Here is a 20,690-nt window from a genome sequence, read left to right as displayed (position 1 = left end):
GTCGGCTTCTCTGCCGCCCGCTTTTGCGCCACCCTTGCCGGCCACGCGCCGCCCCCACCGCCCATCGGAAGGACATGTCCAAGCACCTCCTCATCGTCGAATCGCCGGCCAAGGCCAAGACGATCAACAAATACCTCGGCAAGGACTTCCACGTCCTGGCGTCCTACGGTCACGTGCGCGACCTGGTGCCGAAGGAAGGGGCGGTGGACCCGGACAACGGCTTCGCGATGCGCTACGACCTCATCGACAAGAACGAGAAGCACGTCGATGCGATCGCCAAGGCGGCCAAGGCGGCCGAAGACATCTATCTGGCGACCGACCCGGATCGCGAGGGCGAGGCGATCAGCTGGCACATCGCGGAGATCCTGAAGGAGCGCGGCCTGCTCAAGGACAAGCCGCTGCACCGGGTGGTGTTCACCGAAATCACCCCGCGGGCCATCCGCGAGGCGATGAACCAGCCGCGCCAGATCGCCAACGAACTGGTCGATGCCCAGCAGGCGCGCCGCGCGCTGGACTACCTGGTCGGCTTCAACCTGTCGCCGGTGCTGTGGCGCAAGGTCCAGCGCGGGCTGTCCGCCGGCCGCGTGCAGTCGCCCGCGCTGCGCATGATCGTCGAGCGCGAGGAAGAGATCGAAGCCTTCATCGCCCGCGAGTACTGGTCCATCGAGGCCGAATGCGCGCATCCGCGCCAGTCCTTCACCGCCAAGCTCACCCGCCTGGACGGCCAGAAGTTCGAGCAGTTCACGGTCACCGACGGCGACACCGCCGAAGCCGCGCGCATGCGCATCCAGCAGGCCGCGCAGGGTTCGCTGCATGTCACCGACGTGACCAGCAAGGAACGCAAGCGCCGGCCCGCGCCGCCGTTCACCACCTCCACCCTGCAGCAGGAAGCCGCGCGCAAGCTGGGCTTCACCACCCGCAAGACCATGCAGGTCGCGCAGAAGCTGTATGAAGGCGTGGCGATCGGCGAGGAAGGCACGGTCGGCCTGATCAGCTACATGCGTACCGACTCGGTGAGCCTGTCGGTCGAGGCGCTGAACGAAATCCGCGACGTCATCGCCCGCGACTACGGCACCCAGGCGCTGCCGGACAAGCCCAACACCTACCAGACCAAGTCCAAGAACGCGCAGGAAGCGCACGAAGCCGTGCGCCCGACCTCGGCACTGCGCACCCCGGCCCAGGTCGCCCGCTTCCTCAGCGACGACGAGCGCAAGCTCTACGAACTGATCTGGAAGCGCGCGGTGGCCTGCCAGATGGTGCCGGCCACGCTCAACACCGTCAGCGTCGATCTGGCCGCCGGCAGCGAGCACAGCTTCCGCGCCAGCGGCACCACCGTGATCGATCCCGGCTTCCTGGCCGTGTACGAGGAAGGCAAGGACCAGAAGGGCGCGGAAGACGACGACGAAGGCCGCAAGCTGCCGCCGATGAAACCGGGCGACCGGGTGCCGCTGGACCGCATCCACGCCGACCAGCATTTCACCCAGCCACCGCCGCGCTTCACCGAAGCCGCGCTGGTCAAGGCGCTGGAGGAATACGGCATCGGCCGTCCCTCCACCTACGCTTCGATCATCCAGACCCTGCTGTTCCGCAAGTACACCGAGATGGAAGGCCGCGCCTTCAAGCCCACCGACGTGGGCCGCGCGGTCTCCAAGTTCCTCAGCGGCCACTTCACCCAATACGTGGACTACGACTTCACCGCCCGGCTTGAGGACGAGCTGGACGCGGTCTCGCGCGGCGAGGAGGAGTGGGTCCCGCTGATGGAGAAGTTCTGGGGCCCGTTCAAGGAGCTGATCGAGGAGAAGAAGGAATCGGTCGATCGCAGCGAGGCCACCGGCGCGCGCGAACTCGGCACCGATCCCAAGTCCGGCAAGCCGGTCAGCGTGCGCCTGGGCCGGTTCGGGCCCTATGCCCAGATCGGTGACAAGGACACCGACGAGAAGCTCGAGTTCGCCTCGCTGCGTCCGGGCCAGTCGATGCACACCATCACCCTGGACGAAGCGATCGAGCTGTTCAAGCTGCCGCGCAAGCTGGGCCAGGACAATGGCGAGGAAGTCAGCGTCGGCATCGGCCGCTTCGGCCCGTTCGCCAAGCGCGGCAGCACCTACGCCTCGCTGAAGAAGGAAGACGATCCGTACACGATCGATCTGGCGCGCGCGGTATTCCTGATCAACGAGAAGGAAGAAATCGCCCGCAACCGCATCATCAAGGAATTCGACGGCAGCGACATCCAGGTGCTGAACGGCCGCTTTGGTCCGTACATCAGCGACGGCAAGCTCAACGGCAAGATTCCCAAGGATCGCGAGCCCGCCTCGCTGACCCTGGCCGAAGTGCAGCAGCTGCTGGAGGAAACCGGCAAGCCCGCGCGGCGCGGTTTCGGCGCCAAGAAGGCCACCGCCAAGAAGGCCGCGGTGAAGAAGGAAGCCGCGCCGAAGAAGACTGCACCCAAGAAAACCGCCGCCAAGAAGACCGCCGCGAAGAAGGCCGCCGTGACCGTCACCGAACCGGCCAAGTCGCTGCTGACCCCGGCCAAGGTGGAACCCGGCAAGAAGCGGGTCGCCAAGAAGCAGAGCGACGACGCGCCGTTCTGATTCTTCGCCGCAAGCCGCGCCCTGCGGGGCGCGGTGGACACACGGGCCTGCCGTGGCAGAATCGCGCCATGAACGATCCCCTGCCCTTGTCCGCCGCCGTGGAATGGCTCCAGCACGGCGGCGTGATCGCCTATCCGACCGAAGCCGTCTGGGGCGTGGGCTGCGATCCGTTCGATGAAACCGCCGTGCGGCGCCTGCTGGCGGTCAAGGAGCGCCCGGTCGAGAAAGGGTTGATCCTGATCGCCGCCGATCTGGAACAGCTTCGCGCCTGCCTGGATCTGGACGCGCTGCCCACCGATCGTCTCGCCGAAGTGCTGGCCAGCTGGCCGGGTCCACACACCTGGGTGATGCCGGCGAACGCACGGGTGCCGCGCTGGCTTACCGGCGAGCATGACGGCATCGCCGTCAGGGTCACGGCGCATCCCACGGTCATCGCGCTGTGCCGGGGCTTCGGCGGTCCACTGGTCTCCACCAGCGCCAACCTGAGCGGGCAACCGGCACCGCGCGATCGCGCGGGTCTGGATCCCGCGCTGCTCGAGCGCCTGGACGGCGTCAGCGAAGGCGAAACCGGCGGGCTGGATCGCCCCTCCTCGATCCGCGACGCCCGTACCGGCGCGCAGTTCCGGGCCTGAATCCGTCCGCATTGTCCCTGCCGCCGTTCGCGCGCAAGATGCGGGCATGCGCATCATCCTGGCCGCCTGCCTGCTTTTCCCGCTCGCTCCGGTGGGCGGGACCGCCGCTGCGCAGGAAGTGACGATCTACCGCTGCGTCGGCAAGCAGGGACAGGTGGCGCTGCGGGATTCTCCCTGCCTGCCCGGCGAGACCCAGCAGACCCGCAGCATGCAGCGGCCACGCGATCCGGCGCCGGTCGCGCGACCGGCGGTGCCCAGCATCACGCCCGCGCCGCCGGTGCCGGCGCCCACCGAGCGCATCGTCTACCGGAATCCGCCGCGTGCGATGTACGAATGCATCACCCCGGACGGCGAGCGCTATACCAGCGACGATGGCGAAGGCCGTCCGCGCTTCGTGCCCTACTGGGCGGGTGGCTATCCCTATCCGGCCTGGCCCCGTCCGCATGGCGGCAGCATCTCCGGGCATATCCCGATCGGCAATGGCGGCAACATCACGTTCCAGAGCGGGAATCCCACGCCGCTGCCTCCGACACCGCGTCCTCCCGGGCATGGGCCCGGCAACGTCATCGTGCCGGCGGGCGGTATCTGGGTTCGCGACCAATGCCACGAACTGCCGCAGGCGGAAGTCTGCGCGCGGCTGTCCGATCGCCGCTATGAAATCCTGCGCCGCTACGGCAGCGCGATGCCCAGCGAGCGACGCACGCTGGATCTGGAACAGCGCGGCATCGATGCGCGCATGGCCAACGATTGCGGGAATCCTTGATGCCCTACCGTCTCGCCTGGCTGATGCTCCTGGCGACCCCGGCCGCGCATGCGGACGAAGTGGTGATCTACCGGTGCACCGATGCCGCCGGCGCGCTCACCGTGCAGAACATGCCCTGCCCCAAGGGCAGTCGGCAGCAGGTCAAGCGGATGCCGGCGCTGGCGACCGTACCGATGGCACCGGCGGCGTCCACGCCCGCCGTCGCTCCACCGGCGGCACCCGCCATTGCGCCCGAACCGGCGGCAGCGGCGGCGCCAGCCGAGGCCACACCGGCCGCGACGGCCGCACACCTGCCGCCCCCCAATCTGTTCCGCTGCACCACCCGCGACGGCGGCGGCTACCTGACCGAGGACAGCGAACCCGCCTCGCGCTGCGAGCCGCTGCAGACCACCGGGCTGGATGGCAATCCGCAGGGCGGCGCGGGCCAGGCCTGCGAAGTGGTGCGCGACACCTGCGCCCGGGTCCCCGACGAAGGGTTGTGCGAGGCGTGGAAGAAGCGCCGCGATGAAGCCGAAGTGGCCTGGCGATTTACCCGCACGGAAACCAGCGAGAAGAACAAGGCCGAGTTCGAGCGCGTGCAGCGCATCCTGGCCGAGAGCACCTGCGGCGGCTGAACCCGCGGCAGCAGCAACTTGAGCGGCAGCAACCACCTCCGGGTGGGCATCGGCTCAGAATCCGTAGCGAAGAAAGCCACCGTCCACGGCAATGCATTCGCCGGTCACGTAGCTGGCCGCCGGCAGGCACAGGAATCCCACCGCCGCGGCGACCTCCTCGGGCTCGCCGATCCGGCGCATCGGCGTGCGCGCGATCACTTCCTCGTAGTAATCCGCGTCGGAAAGCGGCCCCGACGTGCGACGGGTGCGGATGTACCACGGCGCCACCGCGTTGACCCGCACACCGTCCTCGGCCCATTCCACGGCCAGGTTGCGGGTCATCTGGTGCAACGCGGCCTTGGTCATGCCATACGGCGCACCGCTGCGCACCGCGGTGACGCCGGACACGCTGCCGACGTTGACGATGGCGGAACTGGCGTGGCGGGTCAGCAGCGGATGGGCGTAGCGCGAGAGTTCGAATGCGGAGAACAGATTGGTCTCGAAGATGCCGCGCCACTCGTCCTCGGTATAGTCCACCGCCGCCTTGGTGACGTTGCCACCAGCGTTGTTGATCAGCAGGTTGAGGCCGTCGGCATGATCCTCCACCCAATCAAGGATGGCGCGCCGCTCCTCGTCATCGGCCACGTCGGCGGCCATCGTGGCCACCTCGCGTTCGGGAAACTCTTCGGCCAGATCGTCGCGGGCGGCGTCGAGCAGATCCTCGTCACGCGCCACCAGCATCACGTCCGCACCGAAACCCAGCAACTCGCGCGCGATCGCCAGGCCGATGCCGGCGCTGGCGCCGGTGATCAATGCAGTCTGCCCGTCCAAGCGCCAACGATGGGATGCCATGCGCCACTCCGTCCGAATGGGGGTAGCATACCGCCAGCCATACCGGAGGGGCATTGCATGAAAACGCGCCCGATCGCCTGCCTGCTGCTCCTGTCGTTGTGCGCCTGCCGACCGGCGCCGCCGCCGACCGAGCGTCCGCCGGAACCCCAGGCCGCGCGCGCCACTGAACTGCGCGACGCCATCCAGGCCCCCATCGACAAGGCCAAGGCGGTGGAGGAAGCCGCCCGCAAGGCGGCCGACGAGCAGCGCGCCGCGATCGACGCGGCCGAGCAGCAGTAACCCCGCGCGAACCGTATCGGCAGGTGGCAGACCGGCGACAAAAAACCTCCGCGCTTGCGGAACGCCTCCACGAATACCCCCTTCGCAGAATGGCGCGGGCGACCGGGGGATTGACCCGCCATGCGGCGATTGGGGAGGGCTTGCTTTTGCGTGGAAGAGCAAATCCCCCTCAGTCCCCCTTCGGAGAAGGGGGAGGCAAAGCAACGCCACAAAAAAGCCCTCCTTGCGGAGGGCTCTTTTTTGCCGCCACTGACGCGCGTCGCGTGATCAGAATCCGCAGAAGCAATACGCCAGCGCCTTGACCGGCGCGCCGCCTTGGCGGTCCTGCAGGGCTTCCTCGACGAATCGCAACTGCGTGTTGGCTTCCGGCAGGCGCTGCGCCAGCATCGCGCGGGCGATGTCGGAATCCTTCAGCCACAACGCACCGATACGGCTTCCCGCCATCCGGCCCATGAACTGGGCAAACGGCGAAGCGTTCTGTTCGATGTAGCGAACGCGGTACTTGTCGGCAGCGCCGAGCTTGGCCAGCTGCGCGGCGTAGTCGGTTGCCGCCTGCATGCCGCCGAGTTCGTCGACCAGGCCGCGCTCCTTGGCCTGCGCACCACTCCAGACGCGGCCGCGGGCGACTTCGTCCACCGCCTCGACCGGCTTCTTGCGCGCGTCGGCGACCTTGCCGGTGAAATCCGCGTAGCCCTTGTTGATGATCGACTGGATCACCTGGCCGACGGCCGGATCCAGCGGACGGGTGATGTCGAACGCGCCGGCGAAGCGCGTGGTGCCCACGCCGTCCGTATGCACGCCGATCTTCTCCAGCGTGCGCGGCACGGTCGGAATCATGCCGAAGATGCCGATGGAGCCGGTGATCGTCGACGGGTCGGCGTAGATGCGATCGGCGTTCATCGAGATCCAGTAACCGCCGGAGGCGGCCAGATCGCCCATCGACACCACTACCGGCTTGCCCGCGGCCTTCAGCGCAGCGACTTCGCGGCGGATCTGCTCGGACGCGAACACGCCGCCGCCCGGGGAATCCACGCGCAGCACCACCGCCTTCACGTCCTCGTCGTCGCGCGCTTCGCGCAGCAACGCGGAGGTCGATTCGCCGCCGATGCGGCCGGCCGGCTGTTCGCCGTCGGTGATTTCGCCTTCGGCCACCACCACCGCGATCTGAGGACGCTTGTCCAGCGTGGCCGCGCGCTGCGTGTCCAGGTGGGCGAGGTAGCCCTCCAGGGTGACCTGGCGGAAACCGGTGTCCGAATCCTCGTCGGCCACGCCGCGTTCGATCAGCAGGTTCTCAACGTCCTCGCGGGTCTTCAGGCCGTCCACCAGCTTCTGCTGGAGGGCGAACTTGGCCAGATCGCCGCCGGCGGCGGCGATGCCTTCCGGCAGCGTGTCGATGCCCGCGGCCAATTGCTGCGGCGTCAGCTTGCGTGCCTTGGCGACGTCGCCCAGGTAGCGCTGCCACACGTCGTTCATCCAGAACAGATCCGCTTCCTTGGATTCCGGCGAGGCGGCGTCCAGCACATAGGGTTCGACCGCGGACTTGAACTCGCCGACCCGGAACACGTGCACGTCCACGCCCAGCTTTTCCTGCAACGCCTGGCGGAAGTACTGGCGATAGCGCCCCAGGCCTTCCAGCAGCAGCCCGCCCATCGGATCCAGGTAGACCTCGTTGGCCTGCGCCGCCAGCAGGTACTGGTGCTGGCCCAGGTTCTCGCCGAACGCCACGATCTGCTTGCCCGAGGCGCGGAAGCGTTCCAGCGCCGCGGCCACTTCGCGCAGCGAGGCGTAGCCGGTCGGCTGCAGCTTGTCCACGCGCAGCATCATGCGCTCGATCTTCTTGTCCTCGCGCGCCGCGTCAATCGCGCGCACGAGATCGCGCAGCTGGATTTCCTCGGCGTCCTTGTCGTTGAGCAGCTTGGCCAGCGCGCGGGTCGCCGGGTCGGTGCTGTACTGCTCCACCAGGCGTCCTTCCGGCGCGACCACCAGGGTGGTGCGATCGATCACCGGCTTCACGGCGCTGCTCGAACTGATACCGGCCAACAGGATCATGAACATGATCAGGAACAGCAGGAAGCCGAAGAACAGCACGTTCAGGAACAGCTTGCGGGCGAAATTCACCACGTTCCAGGCGCCAAAGAAGAAGGTGGCGACGGGTCCGCGGGCGGGAGGCGGTTGGTTCATGGGGGTGGAGACTCCGGTATTCCTGGGGCCAGCTTAGCGGGTCGGGCCCCGCGGCGGCATGCCCCTTTAGTCACCGTGCGCCAACGTCAGTCAGGTCGCGTCCGCTGCCAGCAGGCGCCGGCTGCTGCGGTTGAAGCGCCAGCCCAGGCTGATGGCGGCGGCGGTAAGGCCCATGATCAGGCCCAGCCACATGCCCTGCGGACCCCAACCCAGCCACAGCCCGAAACCGGCACCCAGCGGCATGCCCAGGCCCCAGTAGGAGAACATCGCCAGCCACATCGGCGCGCGGGTGTCCTTCAACCCGCGCAGCGCGCCGGCCGAGAGCACCTGGATGCCGTCCGGGAACTGGAAGGCCGCCGCGTACAGCAACAACGTGCCGGCCAGGGCGGCCACCGCCAGGTCCTGGGTGTACAGGGACACCACCGCGTCGTGGCCGAACAGGAGCACCAGCGCCGACAGCGCCTGGGTGCACAGCACGATCGCATAACCGGCATGCGCGGCCCGGCGGATGCCGGCCGGATCGCCGGCGCCCAGCGCATGGCCCACCCGTACGGTGGTGGCCTCGGCCACGCCCATCGGCACCATGAAGCACAGCGCGGCGACATTGATGGCGATCTGGTGCGCCGCGGCGGACACCGCGCCCAGCCGGGCGATCAGCAGCGCGGTCACGATGAACAGGCTGCCCTCCATCAGCACGGTGATCCCGATCGGCAGGCCGGTCCGGAGCAGTTGCCCGATCGCGGCCCAGCGCGGCGGCTCGAAGTGGCTGAACAGTTTCAGATGGGCGAAGCGGCGCGAATGCCACAGGTACAACGCGAAGCAAGTCGCCTGTATCCACATCGTGATCGCCGAGGCGGTGCCGAGCCCGGCCGCGCCCATCTCCGGCAGGCCGAACTTGCCGAAGGTCAGCACGTAACCGACCGGTCCCAGCACCAGCAGGCCGCCGAAGCCCAGCAGCATGGTCGGCAGGGTCCAGTGCATGCCCTCGCTCAGGTAGCGCATGCAGAAGTAGAAGGTCAGTGCCGGCACGCCCCAGCGGATCGCGTGCAGGAAGCCGGTCGCGCCGGGAATGATGTCGGGGGCGATCCCGAACGCGCCCAGCGCATAGGGCGCCACGGTCAGGAAGCCGAACATCAGCAGGCCCAGGCCCAGCGACAGCCAAAGCGCCTGGCGGAACAGCGGTCCGATCTCATCGCGGCGATTCGCGCCGTCCAACTCCGACACCGATGCGGTAAGCGAGATGAGCGTGCCGATCGGCACCATCATCGGCAGCCACAACAGCGCCGTGCCGACCGTGACCGAGGCCAGGGTCTGGGTGCCGTGGTGTCCGGCGATGACGTTGTCGACGAAGCCGATGAGGCCGGTGGAGACATGGCCCAGCACCAGCGGCAGGGCAAGTTTCGCGGAAGCGCGGACCTCATCGCCGAAACGCGGCGAATGGGAGACGGTGGAGGACATGGGGGAGACCGCCGGACTACGGTCGCGCGGTCGCGCGCTGGCACCGGGTCACGGGAGGCCGGTATCTTACCCGCTCGCGCCAGGGGAAGCACAACCGCAGATGAGCAGCCAGACCGACGCCTTGCGTCAAGACGACCACGCACCCGCCACTTGCGAAAACTGCGACACGCCGTTGCAGGGCGAGTTCTGCCATCACTGCGGGCAGACATCGCACAATCCGCTGCGGCATGCCGGCCACGCCATCGAGGAAGTGTTCGAATCCTTCTGGCATCTGGACGGACGCATCTTCCGCACCCTGCGCGCGCTGTGCACGCCGGGTCGCCTGGCCAACGCCTACCTGTCCGGGCATCGCGCCCCTTACGTCGCTCCGCTGCGGCTGTTCGTGATCGTCAGCGTGCTGACCTTCTTCATCGCCCAGTTCGCCGTGCATATCGGCGAGCCCTCGTCGGACGCGGTGGTCAAGGGCAATTTCGAGGAAGCGACGACCGTCGCCGAAGTCGAACGCCAGCGCGACGAAGCCATCCGCGGGCTGCTCGAAGGCAAGGCGGCGGTCGGCGACATCCCCGGTGCCAGCATCGGTTTCGATCGCAGCATCAAGGCACTGCGCGAACAGGCGCGGGAACGCATCGCCGAACTGGATCCCACCCACCCTTCGCTACAGCAGCCCCTGGAGGCCACCGGACCCGCCGCCACGCCGGCACCGGAGGTGACCGACGCGCCCTCGGACGCACCGCCGGGCATCCGGCTCACGCCCGATTCCTCCACCGGGGACGCCCAGTCCGCGGCCTCTCCCTCGTCCACTGTCGCGGACAGGGATCAAGCGACGCAGGCCGAACCCAAGGGTTTTCTCGACCGCTGGCTGAAGAAGAAGGCGCAGCGCGCGGAAGAGAACTGGGAGCGCTTCCAGAAGGATCCGGAGCTGTTCAAGAACGCCGGGCTCAAATCCATTCCCACCGCGCTGTTCTTCATGGTCCCGATCTTCGCGGTGTTCCTCAAGATCGCCTATCTCGGTTCGGGCCGGCTGTACCTGGAACATCTGGTCGTCGCCCTCTACAGCCATGCGTGGCTGTGCCTGGCGCTGCTCGGCATCTTCGTGCTGATGGCGCTGGACGAATGGATCACCCCGCATGCCGGCTGGTTCTCCAGCGTCACCGGCTTGCTGCAGTTCGTGCTGTGGTGGTGGATGCCGATCTACCTGTTGCTGATGCAGAAGCGGGTCTATGGACAGGCATGGTGGCTGACCGTGCTGAAGTACCTGGCCGTCGGCATGGTCTACCTGTTCCTGGTGAGTTTCGCGGCGACGTTCGTCCTGCTCACCAGCTTCATCAACGCATGACGATCATCTACGAAGTCGATCTCGCCATCGACGTGGACATCGCCGAGGCCCACGCGCGCTGGCTGGACGCGCACGTCCGCGAGATGCTCGGTTTCGCGGGGTTCCTGGAAGCGGAAATCCTGGATCGGCGGGATCCGCCCGCCGAGTCCGGATGGGTGGCGCGCTGCGTGCGCTATCGACTGGCCGATCATGCCTCGCTCGATGCCTACCTGCGCGATCACGCGCCGCGCATGCGGGCCGAAGGCATTGCCCGTTTCGGCGAACAGGTGCGCGCGAGCCGGCGGATTCTCGCCGTCGCCGCCCGCTACTGAGTCGCGCCGCGCAAGGCGCTACTGATTGCGGCGCCGGTGCAGCCAGTCGCCTCGACGCGCCGGCTCCACCCGCAGCAAGGCTTGCCGGAACGCGGCGCGCTCCTGTGGCGGGATGCGCTGCGCCAGCGCCGCCAGATCGTCGCGTTGGGTCGCGTCCAGTTGCCGCAGCAACGCCAGCAGCGCATCGCGCTCGGCCGCCGGCACGTAGGCGAACAGCGGCTGCAGACGCGGCCAGTCCGCGCCCAGTTCCGGTCCCAGTGCCCAGCCCCGCTGCTGCAGGGTGTCCTGGCTGTCGTAGAGCGTGCGCAGGCGTGCCTGTTCTTCCGCCGGCAGGGCGGAGAATGCCTGCGCGGCCGCGCGCAGTTGCGCGCGCTGCGTTTCGTCCAGCGCGCGCCAGGCCAGGTAGCGTGCCCGCTGGCGTTCACGCTCCATCGGCGCCAGCCCGTCCCAGGCCTGCGCGCGCGTGGCGGCCTGGGCGCGTTGCTCGGGTGCGAGCGCGGACCAGCGCGCCTGCCGTTCCGCCAGCCGTGTTTCCGTCGACGGCGATTGCGCATGGCCGCACCAGGCCGTGCCCGCCACCAGTAGCGCCAGCAGCGTCGCGCGGCGATCAGAACGTCGTGTCACGGCCTTCCTCCTGGGCACCGGCTTCAACGGCGCCATCCGCCGCTTTTCCGGCGGGCAGTGGCTGGCGGGTTCCGGCCAGGTACCACGCATAGAAGGCCGCGTCGTTCGACAGCGTTTCGCTGTCCGGATCCAGCAGCAGATCCAGATCCGGATGCAGCGCCAGGGCCTGGTCGGCCGCCACCGTTGCCGCGGCGGCTTCGGCGGGCGGCAGCACTTCCTGCTCGATATCCGGTTCCTCGGCCAGTCCAAGGCCGGCGCGGCCAGCCTCTTCCAGCGAATCGCCGCCTCGTCCGAACAGGCCTCCCGGATCGAAGAAGGTCAGCGCCAGCCCGCCGGCGCAGGTCAGCACGATCGCGATCACCGCCCAGCGCCGCCAGCGGCCCCCGGCAGATCCCGCGGCAACGGCAGGAGCCCGGGTTGCCGGTGCCACCGATGCCTGCGTTTCGGGTCGCGGAAACCGAGCGGGCGCCTCGGGCCTGAGCGCGGCTTCGCGCAATCGCGCCAGCCGGGCCAGACGCTCGGGAGGGAGGTCCCGCATCTGTTGCTGGATGGCCTCGGCCAGCGCCCGCCAGCCGGCGGCGTCGGGCTGGCCGACGGCGTCGGTGGGGCAGGCCGCCGCCAGCGCGGCACGGTAACGGGTCATGTCCACGCCCAGCACTTCCACCGCCTCGTCCTCGGGCAAACCGGCCGCCAACCGGCTCAACAGCGCCTGGCGATCCTCGGGAGTCAGCGCGGCCAGATGGGCCATGGCGCCCGGCCAGCGCGCGCCTGCGGGCGGACGATGCAGGGCCGGCGACGCCATCATCTTCTGCCAGAAGCCACGCGGCCAGTCGGCCATGGGCTGGGACGGCGCCTGCCCGACGAATGCCCGCATCGCCGCGGCGAGTGCGGCATCGCCGTGCTCCGCGTCGCCGCACTGGAGCTGTGCGAACAGCGCGGCGCGGCGTTCGACGCCCCGCAGGAAGGCCGCCAGGGCGGCGGGGGCCGGGGCGGCGGACGGCGATGGATCAGTCATGGAATCGCGGGCTCATCGCCGCGAATCATAGCGGCCAGGAAGGTGATTCCGGACGCTTGACACCGCTTGGAATCCTGCTCTCCCAAGCGCCGCAAGGCTTTCGCCAATTTGCGTTGTGCACAGCGGTCACGCGAATGTCATGTCGCTCCAGCGGAGGGTGGCCAGCCGTCACATTTCAACTTGGTTTCACAATTAAGTTGATGATTATAAAAAGAAAAGTTGCGTTGGCGTTTTTTTCACCAAACACCGGCCGAGGCCCGAAAATGGGTCATCGGCGCGTGGAGCAATGGCGACATGCACAGATTTATCCACAGCTCGTGTGGATAAGCCGGAATCTCTTTGACTCACACGCACTTGCGTGAACTTCGTCATTTTTTTGACAGATTGATCCCGCAACCCCATCCGACCCGCAGTGCTTGACCGGCTCGCTAAACTGCGGAGATGCCGTCGCCCGCAATTCTCCGCGTCGCCCTGCCCGTTCCGCTGCCCCGACTGTTCGACTATCGCCCGCCGGCGGACTCGACGGTTTCGGCCACGGACGTGGGCCGACGTGTGCGCGTGCCCTTCGGCAGCCGCGAACTGGTGGGCTGGGTGGCCGAGACCGGACCGGCCGAAGAGACGGTCGAACTGAAGGCGGCCCACGCATGGCTGGATGCCGCCCCGCTGCTGCATGGCGAACTCCTGGACTCGCTGCGCTGGCTGGCGCGCTACACGCACGCGCCGCTGGGCGAGGTGTTCGCCACCGCCCTGCCGGCGCCCCTGCGCCAGGGCGAACCGGTGCCCGCCGCCGAACAGGCCTGGCAGTGGCGATTGACCGAAGCCGGCCTCGCCGCCCTGCCGCGTCTGCGCGCGGGCAGCCGTCCGCGCCAGCTCGCCGAATGGCTGTCCACCGGACCGCAGCCGGAGGACCAGCTAGCCGTCCGCATGGCGCAGTGGCGCGATGCGGCCCGCACCCTGGCCGGGCGGGAGCTCGCCGAACGGATTCCGGCCCCGCCCGGCGTCAGCGAAGCCACGCCCCGTCCCGGCCCCACCCTCAACGAAGAACAGCAACAGGCGGCCGACGCGCTGGCCGAGGCCAACGGCTTCAGCCCGTTCCTGCTCGACGGCGTCACCGGCAGCGGCAAGACCGAGGTCTACCTGGGCGCGATCGCCGATTGCCTGGCGCGCGGCCGACAGGCGCTGGTGCTGGTGCCCGAGATCGGCCTGACCCCGCAGACGCTGGCGCGCTTCCGCACCCGCTTGGGCGTGCCGGTGCACGTGCTGCACTCCGGCCTCAATGACAACGAGCGGGCGCGCACCTGGGGCGCCTGCGCGCGCGGCGAGGCCCGGGTGGTTGTGGGAACCCGCTCGGCGGTGTTCACGCCGTTGCCGGAAGCAGGCCTGATCATCGTCGACGAAGAACACGACGGCAGCTACAAGCAGCAGGACGGCATCCGCTACCACGCCCGCGATTTCGCTTTGGTGCGGGCCAAGGCGCTGGACGTGCCGATCATCCTGGGCAGCGCCACGCCGTCGTTGGAAACCCTGCACAACGCCCGCAGCGGCCGTTACCGGCACCTGCGCCTGCGCCGGCGCGCGGGCGAAGCGCAACCGCCACGCGTGCGCGTGCTGGACGTGCGCAAGCGCGCGCTGGAGGCCGGCCTGTCGATGGAACTGCAACAGGCCATCCGCCAGGCGTTGCAGGCCGGCGGCCAGGTGCTGGTGTTCAAGAACCGGCGCGGCTACGCGCCGGTGCTGCTGTGCCACGACTGTGGCTGGAGCGCGCACTGCAAACGCTGCGACGCCTCGATGACGGTGCACGCCGGCGGACGCCGGCTGCAATGCCACCATTGCGGCGCGCGCCAGCCGGTGCCGCTGGCCTGCCCGGACTGCGGCGGACTGGCCCTGCAACCGCAGGGTATCGGCACCGAACGGCTGGAGGAGCATCTGGTCGGCGCCTTTCCCGAGGTACCGGTACTGCGCATCGATCGCAGCACCACCCAGCGCCGGGACGCACTGGCGAAGCATCTGGACACGCTCGGCGACCGGCCCGGCATCCTCGTCGGCACCCAGATCCTCGCCAAGGGCCATGACCTGCCGCACCTGACCCTGGTCGCGGTGGTGGGCATCGACGAAGGCCTGTTCTCCGCCGACTTCCGCGCCGGCGAGCGCCTGGCGCAGCAACTCATCCAGGTCGCCGGACGCGCCGGACGCGCGGACAAGCCCGGCGAGGTCTGGTTGCAGACCCACCATCCGGATCACCCGCTGCTCAACACGCTCATCCAGGGCGGCTACCACGCCTTCGCCGATGTCGAGCTGGTACAGCGCGAAGCCGCCGGCTTTCCTCCTTTCGCCCATCTCGCGCTGTTGCGCGCGGAAGCCCAGCAGGTCGACGCGGCGCAGGCGTTCCTGCTGGCCGCGCGGCAACGGTTGCGCGAACACGATCCGAAGCTGGAACTGCACGGCCCCTTGCCGGCGCCGATGCCGCGACGCGCCGGCTATCACCGCATGCAACTGGTGCTGTCCTCCCCCGAGCGACGCCTGCTGCATCGCCTGCTCGATGCCGTCATTCCGCTGCTGCACGCGCTGCCTGAAGCGCGCCGGGTGCGCTGGTCGCTGGACGTGGATCCGCTGGATCTCTACTGAGCTGACAACAGGCGCCGCGCCGGGCATCCGGCCTTGAAACAGTCTTTCCGCACACCGCCGCCATCTGCCCAACAAGGTGCGGGCGGGCCTGTTTACGGGTGCCGGTCGCCGGCCTCGCAAAAAAAATGACGCTCGCCCGCCATGGAACGCGGTTTGGGAACCAGACACGCCCGGAAAGCTCCGGGCGCGGTTTTCCCACCCTCCATGGAGATGCGTTCATGCACACCCGGCAATCTGTTTGTTCCGCTTCACCCGCCCGCCCGCGCCTTCACCGCCTGGCGTTGACCCTGTCCTTCCTGATCGCCGCCCCGGCCTGGGCCGGCGACGTCTGCGATCTGGCCACCGCCGGCGAGGATGGCGCGGGCGCCAACGCATTGGGCAGCAATTCGCTGGCCTGCGGTACCAACGCCAGCGCTTCGGCGGGCGGCGTCGCGCTCGGCGCCAGCAGCGTGGCCACGTTCGAGAGTACCGCGCTGGGCACGAGCGCCCTGGCCACGGGCAACGGAAGCACCGCGATAGGCAGTTGGCGCGACCTCAACAACGACGGCCTGGTGGGGCTGGATGAAATCACCATCGCCAGCGCACAGCGAACCACCGCCGTGGGCGCGGCCGCGCAGGCGACCAACGATTTCGCCACCGCGCTGGGTGGCAACGCCAACGCCTCCGGCTGGGCCAGCCTCGCCATCGCCGGCAGCGCCTCCGGCGAAGCCGGCATCGGCGTGATGGGCGTGGCGACCGGCGATTACAGCATTGCGGTGGGCTATTCCAGCCGATCGTCCGGCAGCGGCAGCACGGCCATGGGCCTCTATGCCGAATCATCCGGCGAAGACAGCACGGCACTGGGCGGACATAGCTACGCCGATGGTGCCGACGGCACCGCCGTGGGCTATTCCAGCCGGGCCGGCGGGGCCGGCAGCGCGGCCCTGGGCCACGACGCATCGGCCACGGGCCGCAGCGCCGTCGCGATTGGCGAGAACAGCGATGCAGGCGGCGAGAACGGCACCGCCGTGGGCGGATGGCGGGATGTCAATGGCGACGGCATCCGCCAGGCGGATGAATCCACCGAAGCCGCCGCGCTGGACAGCAGCGCGTTCGGCGCGGGCGCGAAGGCAAACGCCGAATCGACCAGCGCCTTCGGCGCAGCGTCGGCAATCCATGCCACCAACGGCACCGCGCTGGGCGCACACAGCATGGTCACCACGCAAGGCGACAACGCCGTTGCGCTGGGCGCCGGCTCCATTGCGGACCAAGCCAACACGGTATCGATCGGCAGCGTCGGCAGCGAACGACGCATCGTCAACGTCGCCGCCGGCACCGGCGCCACCGATGCGGTCAACCTGTCGCAGCTGCAGGCCACCCTGGCGACGGCCAACGCCTACACCGACACCGCGGTCGCCACCGGCGGCACCGCGGCCAATGCCTATACCGACAACCGCGAAGCCGCCATCCGCAACGACATGGAAGCCGGCGACGCTGAAACGCTGTCGGCGGCCAACGCCTACACCGACAGCCAGATCGCGCAGTTGGTTGGCCTGGATGCGGGCACGATCAGCGACCGCTTCGACAACATCGACCGTCGCCTGCAACATCAGGATCGACGTATCGATCGCCAGGGGGCGATGGGGTCCGCCATGCTCAACATGGCGATCAATGCCGCCGGGTCGCAGAGTCCGCGGGGCCGTGTCGCCATCGGCGCCGGCTTCCAGGGTGGCGAACAGGCGCTGTCGATCGGCTATGGCCGCCGCATCGGCCAGCGCGCGTCGTTCTCGTTGGGCGGTGCTTTCAGCGGCAGCGAGAAATCGGCCGGCATCGGCTTCGGCGTCGACCTCTGATCGGCGTGTGGGCGGCGCATGCCTTCATCGCGCCGCCCGCTTTTTTGACAACGGCCCGGAGCCACCGCGGATGCGGGCGCGTCACAATCGCGCCCGCGCCGCCTCCATCCGTTGCAGGTCCCGGGCGTGCGGACTGAGCTGGCGTCGCAGTGGCACCTCGGCGCTGGCCAGCTCGCGTCGCGCGTTGGCGCTGTCGCCGGCGGCCAGCAACGCCTCCGCATACGGCACGCGCAACTGCGCGGTCACCGCGCTGTCCGCGCCGGTGAAGCCGGTGGACATCGCCACCGCGCGTTTCCATTCCGCGACGGCCTCCGGAGCACCGCGCCGGCTGGCGATCTCGGCCAGCAGCGACTGCCGCTCCAGCGCCGCGGCGGGATTGTCGGCCGGCACGTCCGGCAACGATGCCCGCGCCTCCTCCCACAGGCCCTTTCGCAGCAGCCATTCGGCCTGGACCAGCCGCGTGTTGATCCGCTCCGGCGAATCGCTGTCGGCAACGAAGAATCCCTGCCAGGCGGGCAGCGCGCGTTCCATCAGCGCGCTGGCCTCCGGCATCCGTCCCATCCGCGCGAGCACGCGTGCCCAATAGACCTCGTTGCGGACCCGGGTACGGTCCCCGGGAGGCCGGCGCGCGCGCCGTATCTCGGTCGCGACGCGGTACAGCGGCTCGGCGGCCGCCAGATCACCGCGCTGCTCCTCCAGCGTCGCCAACTGGCTGGCCACCACCGCATAGTCGATGCTGTCCCGGCCGAGGACCCGCTCGGTGATGCCCAGGGCTTCGCGATAGTGCTTGCCGGCGCCGATGTAATCTCCGGATTGCTGCAGCACCATCGCCAGTTTCATTTCGGTATCGGCGGCACGCTCGCTCTCGCGGCCGATCAGCGCCTCGGCCAGCGCCACGTTCTCGCGCAGCAACTGCGCCGCTTCGGTGAAGCGTCCCCGTGACGCGAGCACCATCGCCAACCCTTGCCGGCTGTTGTGCAGGGTCACGCTGCGCGGGGCCTGCCGCACCTTGATCGCCAGTGCGCGCCGATAGTGGGATTCGGCCGCTTCCGCATCCCCTTCCGTGCGGTAAAGCAATGCCATGTTGTGCAGCAGCCCGGCGGTTTCCAGCGCGTCCGGGCCGTACACCTGCAGGTGCAGTTTCAACGCCTGCGCGTAGGCGGCCCGGGCACCGGGGAAGTCCACCGCGGTCTTCTTCGCCAGGCCCAGCACGTTGTAGGAATCGGCGAGTGCGGCCGGCGTGCGATCGTGCGCCATGCGCAGAGACAGTGCCTGCTCGGCGGCCACCAGCGCGTCATCGGCGCGCATCTGGTTGCTCATCAGCGTGGACAGATGGCTGTAGGCCTGCGCCGCCAGATCGGGGCGGCCGAGCGAAGGCTGCCGCAGGGCTTCGCCGGCCTGCCGGAGCATGGCTTCGGCGCGCTTGCGCTCGCCCAGATTGGCGTAGGCGCGGCCCAGGACCAGGCGCATGCGCGCCAGCACGGCGGGACTCTGCGCCAGTTCGGCGTCCACCTTGGCCACGCCCACATCGAGCACGTTGCGCGCGGTGGGTTCTTCGGTGCCCTTCGCGCCCCGCATGCGCGGGTCCGCGGCATTGAAGGTATCCACCAGGAAGTCGCTGACCTGTTCCGCCGTGGCCGCCTCGCGCTCCGCGCGATCACGCTCCATTTCCAGGCGGGCGACGAACAGCAGCGCGGCCACCGACGCGGCACCGGCCAGCGCGACCGCGCGCCAGTGGCGCCGCCCCCAGCAACGCAGGCGATAGGGAAACGTCGCGGCGCGCGCGCTGACCGGATGGTGGCTGCGATGACGCAGGAGATCGCCGGCGAGCGCTTCCACCGAGGGGTATCGCCGCGCCGGATCGATCGCGCAGGCACGCATCACGATGGCGTCGAGGTCGCCTCGCAGGCGACGCCGCCAGGCGCAATCCGGCGCTGCGGCTTCACTGGGCTTGGCGACGGGCTGGAACGCATCCTGGAGACCACGCTCGATGCGCTGGCCCGACAGCAGTTCCGCCAGCAGCACGCCGAGGCTGAATACATCGCTGGCCGTATTCACGGGTCCGCCGCCGCTGCGCAGCTCCGGACTGGCATAGGCCGGCGTGCAGAAGCCCGCCGCATCGTCACCGCCGGCGGCACCCATCCAGCGGGCAATGCCGAAATCCAGCAGCACCGGCTCGCCATCCGCGCGAACCAGCACATTGCTGGGCTTGAGATCGCAGTGGATCACCAGTTGCCGGTGCGCCGCCTGCACCGCGTCGCAGACCTTCAGGAACAACGTGATGCGTGCGTCCAGATCCAGCCCGTGCGCGTGGCAATACGCGTCCAGGGCGACGCCGTCGACGTACTCCATCACCAGATAGGGCTGCCCGGCCGGAGTGGTGCCGCCGTCGTACAGGCGCGCGATATTGGCATGCCGCAGTTCGGCCAGGATCTGCCGCTCCGCGATGAGTCGCTGCACCAGAGCGGGGTCGGCGAGCGCGCTGCGCAGCAGTTTGATCGCCACGCACTGCCGGAACGATTCGTCGTCGCGCTCGGCCACGAACACCGTGCCCATGCCACCGCTGGCCAGCCGGTGCATCAGGCGCCAGGGGCCGACGCGATCGCCGACGCTCAGTTCGGGTTCCGGCGAGGCGCTCAGCAGATCGCGCAAAGGCTCCAGCGCGCGCTCGAAGCTGGCGGTACGCGCCCGCAGCATCGCCATCGCCTCTTCGATCAGGGCCGGATCATCGCTGACGCGTTCCAGCTCCTCCCGCCATCGGGAGGGCGGCAGATCGCAGACGGATTCGAACAGGTGCCGCAACGACTCCCAGTGCACGGATTCCATCGTCTCCCCCGTGGGGCCGCATGGCCGGTCAGGCCAGTTCCTTGCGCAGCCAGGCCTTGGCCACTTTCAGGTCGCGGTCGATGGTAGAGGGAGAGACCCCCAGCACACAGGCGATTTCGTCACGTTCCATGCCACCGAAATAGGCCATTTCCAGGCCCTGGGCCGCCCGTGGGTCCCGACGGGCCAGCCGCTGCAGCGCCAGATCCAGCGCCAGCACGTCGAACGCCTCGTTGCCGGCGACCGATTCGGCGTGCGACAGCGTGAGCACCGCCACTTCGCCGCCACGTTTCTCGGCCAGTTGCGCGCGCGCGTGGTCGACCATCACCGCGCGCATCTTCAGTGCCGCCATCGCGAAGAAATGTGCCCTGTCCTGCCAGTCGACCTCGTTCCCGAGCAGGCGCAGCATCGCTTCGTTGACCACGGCGGTCGGCTGCAGGGTGTGGCTTGCGCCATGCCGATGCCAGCGCATCCGGGCCATTTCGCGCAGGGTGTCATAGACGTCGGACAACAGGCGATCCCGCGCCATTGCGTCGCCGGCACGCCAGCCCTGCAGCAGGCGGGTGAGGTCGTCTCCCATCGCCCCTCCATCACGACCCGGCAAAGAGGCCGCATGCATGGTAGCGAAGTTCTTCGGCATGGCGCATTGCATGGTGGGAACAACGGGAATTTTTCCTGCCGGCGGCCACTGCCGCCGACGTCCGCGACCGGCAGACGCGCCGCACCCGTTCCCGGCCTGCGCCAGGGCTGCGTCATCACGAACCTGTCCGCGCGTTGT

The 20,690-nt window shown here is 68.9% G+C and carries 16 protein-coding genes; 9 read left to right on the top strand and 7 right to left on the bottom strand.

Annotated elements, in window-relative coordinates:
- The first annotated feature begins 74 nt into the window (after nt 1-74).
- The 4 genes from FG323_RS13410 (at nt 75) to FG323_RS13395 (ending at nt 4,597) form a co-directional block, all read left to right on the top strand.
- The gene (locus FG323_RS13410; protein ID WP_141455169.1) at nt 75-2,588 is read left to right on the top strand and encodes a DNA topoisomerase I; all 2,514 of its coding nucleotides are present in this window, start codon (nt 75-77) and stop codon (nt 2,586-2,588) included.
- Between the two features lie 68 nt (nt 2,589-2,656).
- Nucleotides 2,657-3,220: a Sua5/YciO/YrdC/YwlC family protein gene (locus tag FG323_RS13405; protein ID WP_141455168.1), complete on the top strand. Its 564-nt coding sequence runs from the start codon at nt 2,657-2,659 to the stop codon at nt 3,218-3,220.
- Nucleotides 3,221-3,266: 46 nt separating this feature from the next.
- Nucleotides 3,267-3,983, top strand: coding sequence for a DUF4124 domain-containing protein (locus FG323_RS13400; protein ID WP_141455167.1), 717 nt, complete (start codon nt 3,267-3,269; stop codon nt 3,981-3,983).
- Nucleotides 3,983-4,597 carry a DUF4124 domain-containing protein gene (locus FG323_RS13395; RefSeq protein WP_255470175.1) on the top strand — a complete coding sequence of 205 codons (615 nt, stop codon included), beginning with the start codon at nt 3,983-3,985 and terminating at the stop codon, nt 4,595-4,597. The genes FG323_RS13400 and FG323_RS13395 overlap by 1 nt, the downstream gene beginning before the upstream one ends.
- A 54-nt stretch (nt 4,598-4,651) precedes the next feature.
- Here FG323_RS13395 and FG323_RS13390 read toward each other — a convergent pair whose 3' ends face one another.
- Entirely contained in the window at nt 4,652-5,428 is a 777-nt protein-coding gene (locus FG323_RS13390) for an SDR family oxidoreductase (RefSeq protein ID WP_141455166.1), read from the bottom strand.
- Nucleotides 5,429-5,485: 57 nt separating this feature from the next.
- On the opposite strand from FG323_RS13390, the gene FG323_RS13385 reads away from it, so the two are divergent.
- Entirely contained in the window at nt 5,486-5,707 is a 222-nt protein-coding gene (locus FG323_RS13385; protein ID WP_141455165.1) for a hypothetical protein, read from the top strand.
- Between the two features lie 267 nt (nt 5,708-5,974).
- On the opposite strand, the gene sppA is transcribed toward FG323_RS13385, so the two are convergent.
- Complete coding sequence (gene sppA / locus FG323_RS13380; protein ID WP_141455164.1) at nt 5,975-7,888, bottom strand: signal peptide peptidase SppA; 1,914 nt, start codon at nt 7,886-7,888, stop codon at nt 5,975-5,977.
- 90 nt (nt 7,889-7,978) lie between these two features.
- Nucleotides 7,979-9,346 (bottom strand): MATE family efflux transporter, encoded by a 1,368-nt coding sequence (locus FG323_RS13375; protein WP_141455163.1) that lies wholly within the window; start codon nt 9,344-9,346, stop codon nt 7,979-7,981.
- A 100-nt stretch (nt 9,347-9,446) separates the two neighbouring features.
- Here FG323_RS13375 and FG323_RS13370 point away from each other — a divergent pair, with 100 nt between their 5' ends.
- Together FG323_RS13370 and FG323_RS19715 are read left to right on the top strand one after the other, a co-directional pair.
- Nucleotides 9,447-10,682, top strand: coding sequence for a DUF3667 domain-containing protein (locus tag FG323_RS13370; protein WP_181444222.1), 1,236 nt, complete (start codon nt 9,447-9,449; stop codon nt 10,680-10,682).
- Nucleotides 10,679-10,993 carry a DUF4286 family protein gene (locus tag FG323_RS19715; RefSeq protein ID WP_181444221.1) on the top strand — a complete coding sequence of 105 codons (315 nt, stop codon included), beginning with the start codon at nt 10,679-10,681 and terminating at the stop codon, nt 10,991-10,993. Before FG323_RS13370 ends, FG323_RS19715 begins: the two co-directional genes overlap by 4 nt.
- A gap of 18 nt (nt 10,994-11,011) precedes the next feature.
- On the opposite strand, the gene FG323_RS13360 is transcribed toward FG323_RS19715, so the two are convergent.
- Nucleotides 11,012-11,617, bottom strand: a complete 606-nt coding sequence (locus FG323_RS13360; protein ID WP_181444220.1) for a DUF3106 domain-containing protein — start codon at nt 11,615-11,617, stop codon at nt 11,012-11,014.
- Nucleotides 11,601-12,632 (bottom strand): hypothetical protein, encoded by a 1,032-nt coding sequence (locus tag FG323_RS13355; protein ID WP_141455159.1) that lies wholly within the window; start codon nt 12,630-12,632, stop codon nt 11,601-11,603. The genes FG323_RS13360 and FG323_RS13355 overlap by 17 nt, the downstream gene beginning before the upstream one ends.
- Before the next feature lie 441 nt (nt 12,633-13,073).
- Here FG323_RS13355 and FG323_RS13350 point away from each other — a divergent pair, with 441 nt between their 5' ends.
- Together FG323_RS13350 and FG323_RS13345 are read left to right on the top strand one after the other, a co-directional pair.
- Nucleotides 13,074-15,257, top strand: a complete 2,184-nt coding sequence (locus tag FG323_RS13350) for a primosomal protein N' (protein ID WP_141455158.1) — start codon at nt 13,074-13,076, stop codon at nt 15,255-15,257.
- A gap of 218 nt (nt 15,258-15,475) precedes the next feature.
- On the top strand, nt 15,476-17,089 hold the full coding sequence (locus FG323_RS13345) for a YadA-like family protein (protein ID WP_181444219.1): 1,614 nt from the start codon (nt 15,476-15,478) through the stop codon (nt 17,087-17,089).
- A gap of 81 nt (nt 17,090-17,170) precedes the next feature.
- Here FG323_RS13345 and FG323_RS13340 read toward each other — a convergent pair whose 3' ends face one another.
- On the bottom strand, nt 17,171-19,915 hold the full coding sequence (locus FG323_RS13340) for a serine/threonine-protein kinase (RefSeq protein ID WP_141455156.1): 2,745 nt from the start codon (nt 19,913-19,915) through the stop codon (nt 17,171-17,173).
- Nucleotides 19,916-19,943: 28 nt separating this feature from the next.
- Nucleotides 19,944-20,492, bottom strand: coding sequence for an ECF-type sigma factor (locus tag FG323_RS13335; RefSeq protein ID WP_181444218.1), 549 nt, complete (start codon nt 20,490-20,492; stop codon nt 19,944-19,946).
- Nucleotides 20,493-20,690 lie beyond the last annotated feature (198 nt).

The organism is Pseudoxanthomonas sp. z9, assembly GCF_006542425.1.
Lineage (GTDB): Bacteria > Pseudomonadota > Gammaproteobacteria > Xanthomonadales > Xanthomonadaceae > Pseudoxanthomonas_A.
Note: the sequence above shows the minus strand (reverse complement) of the source record. Positions and strands in the feature narration are given on the sequence as shown.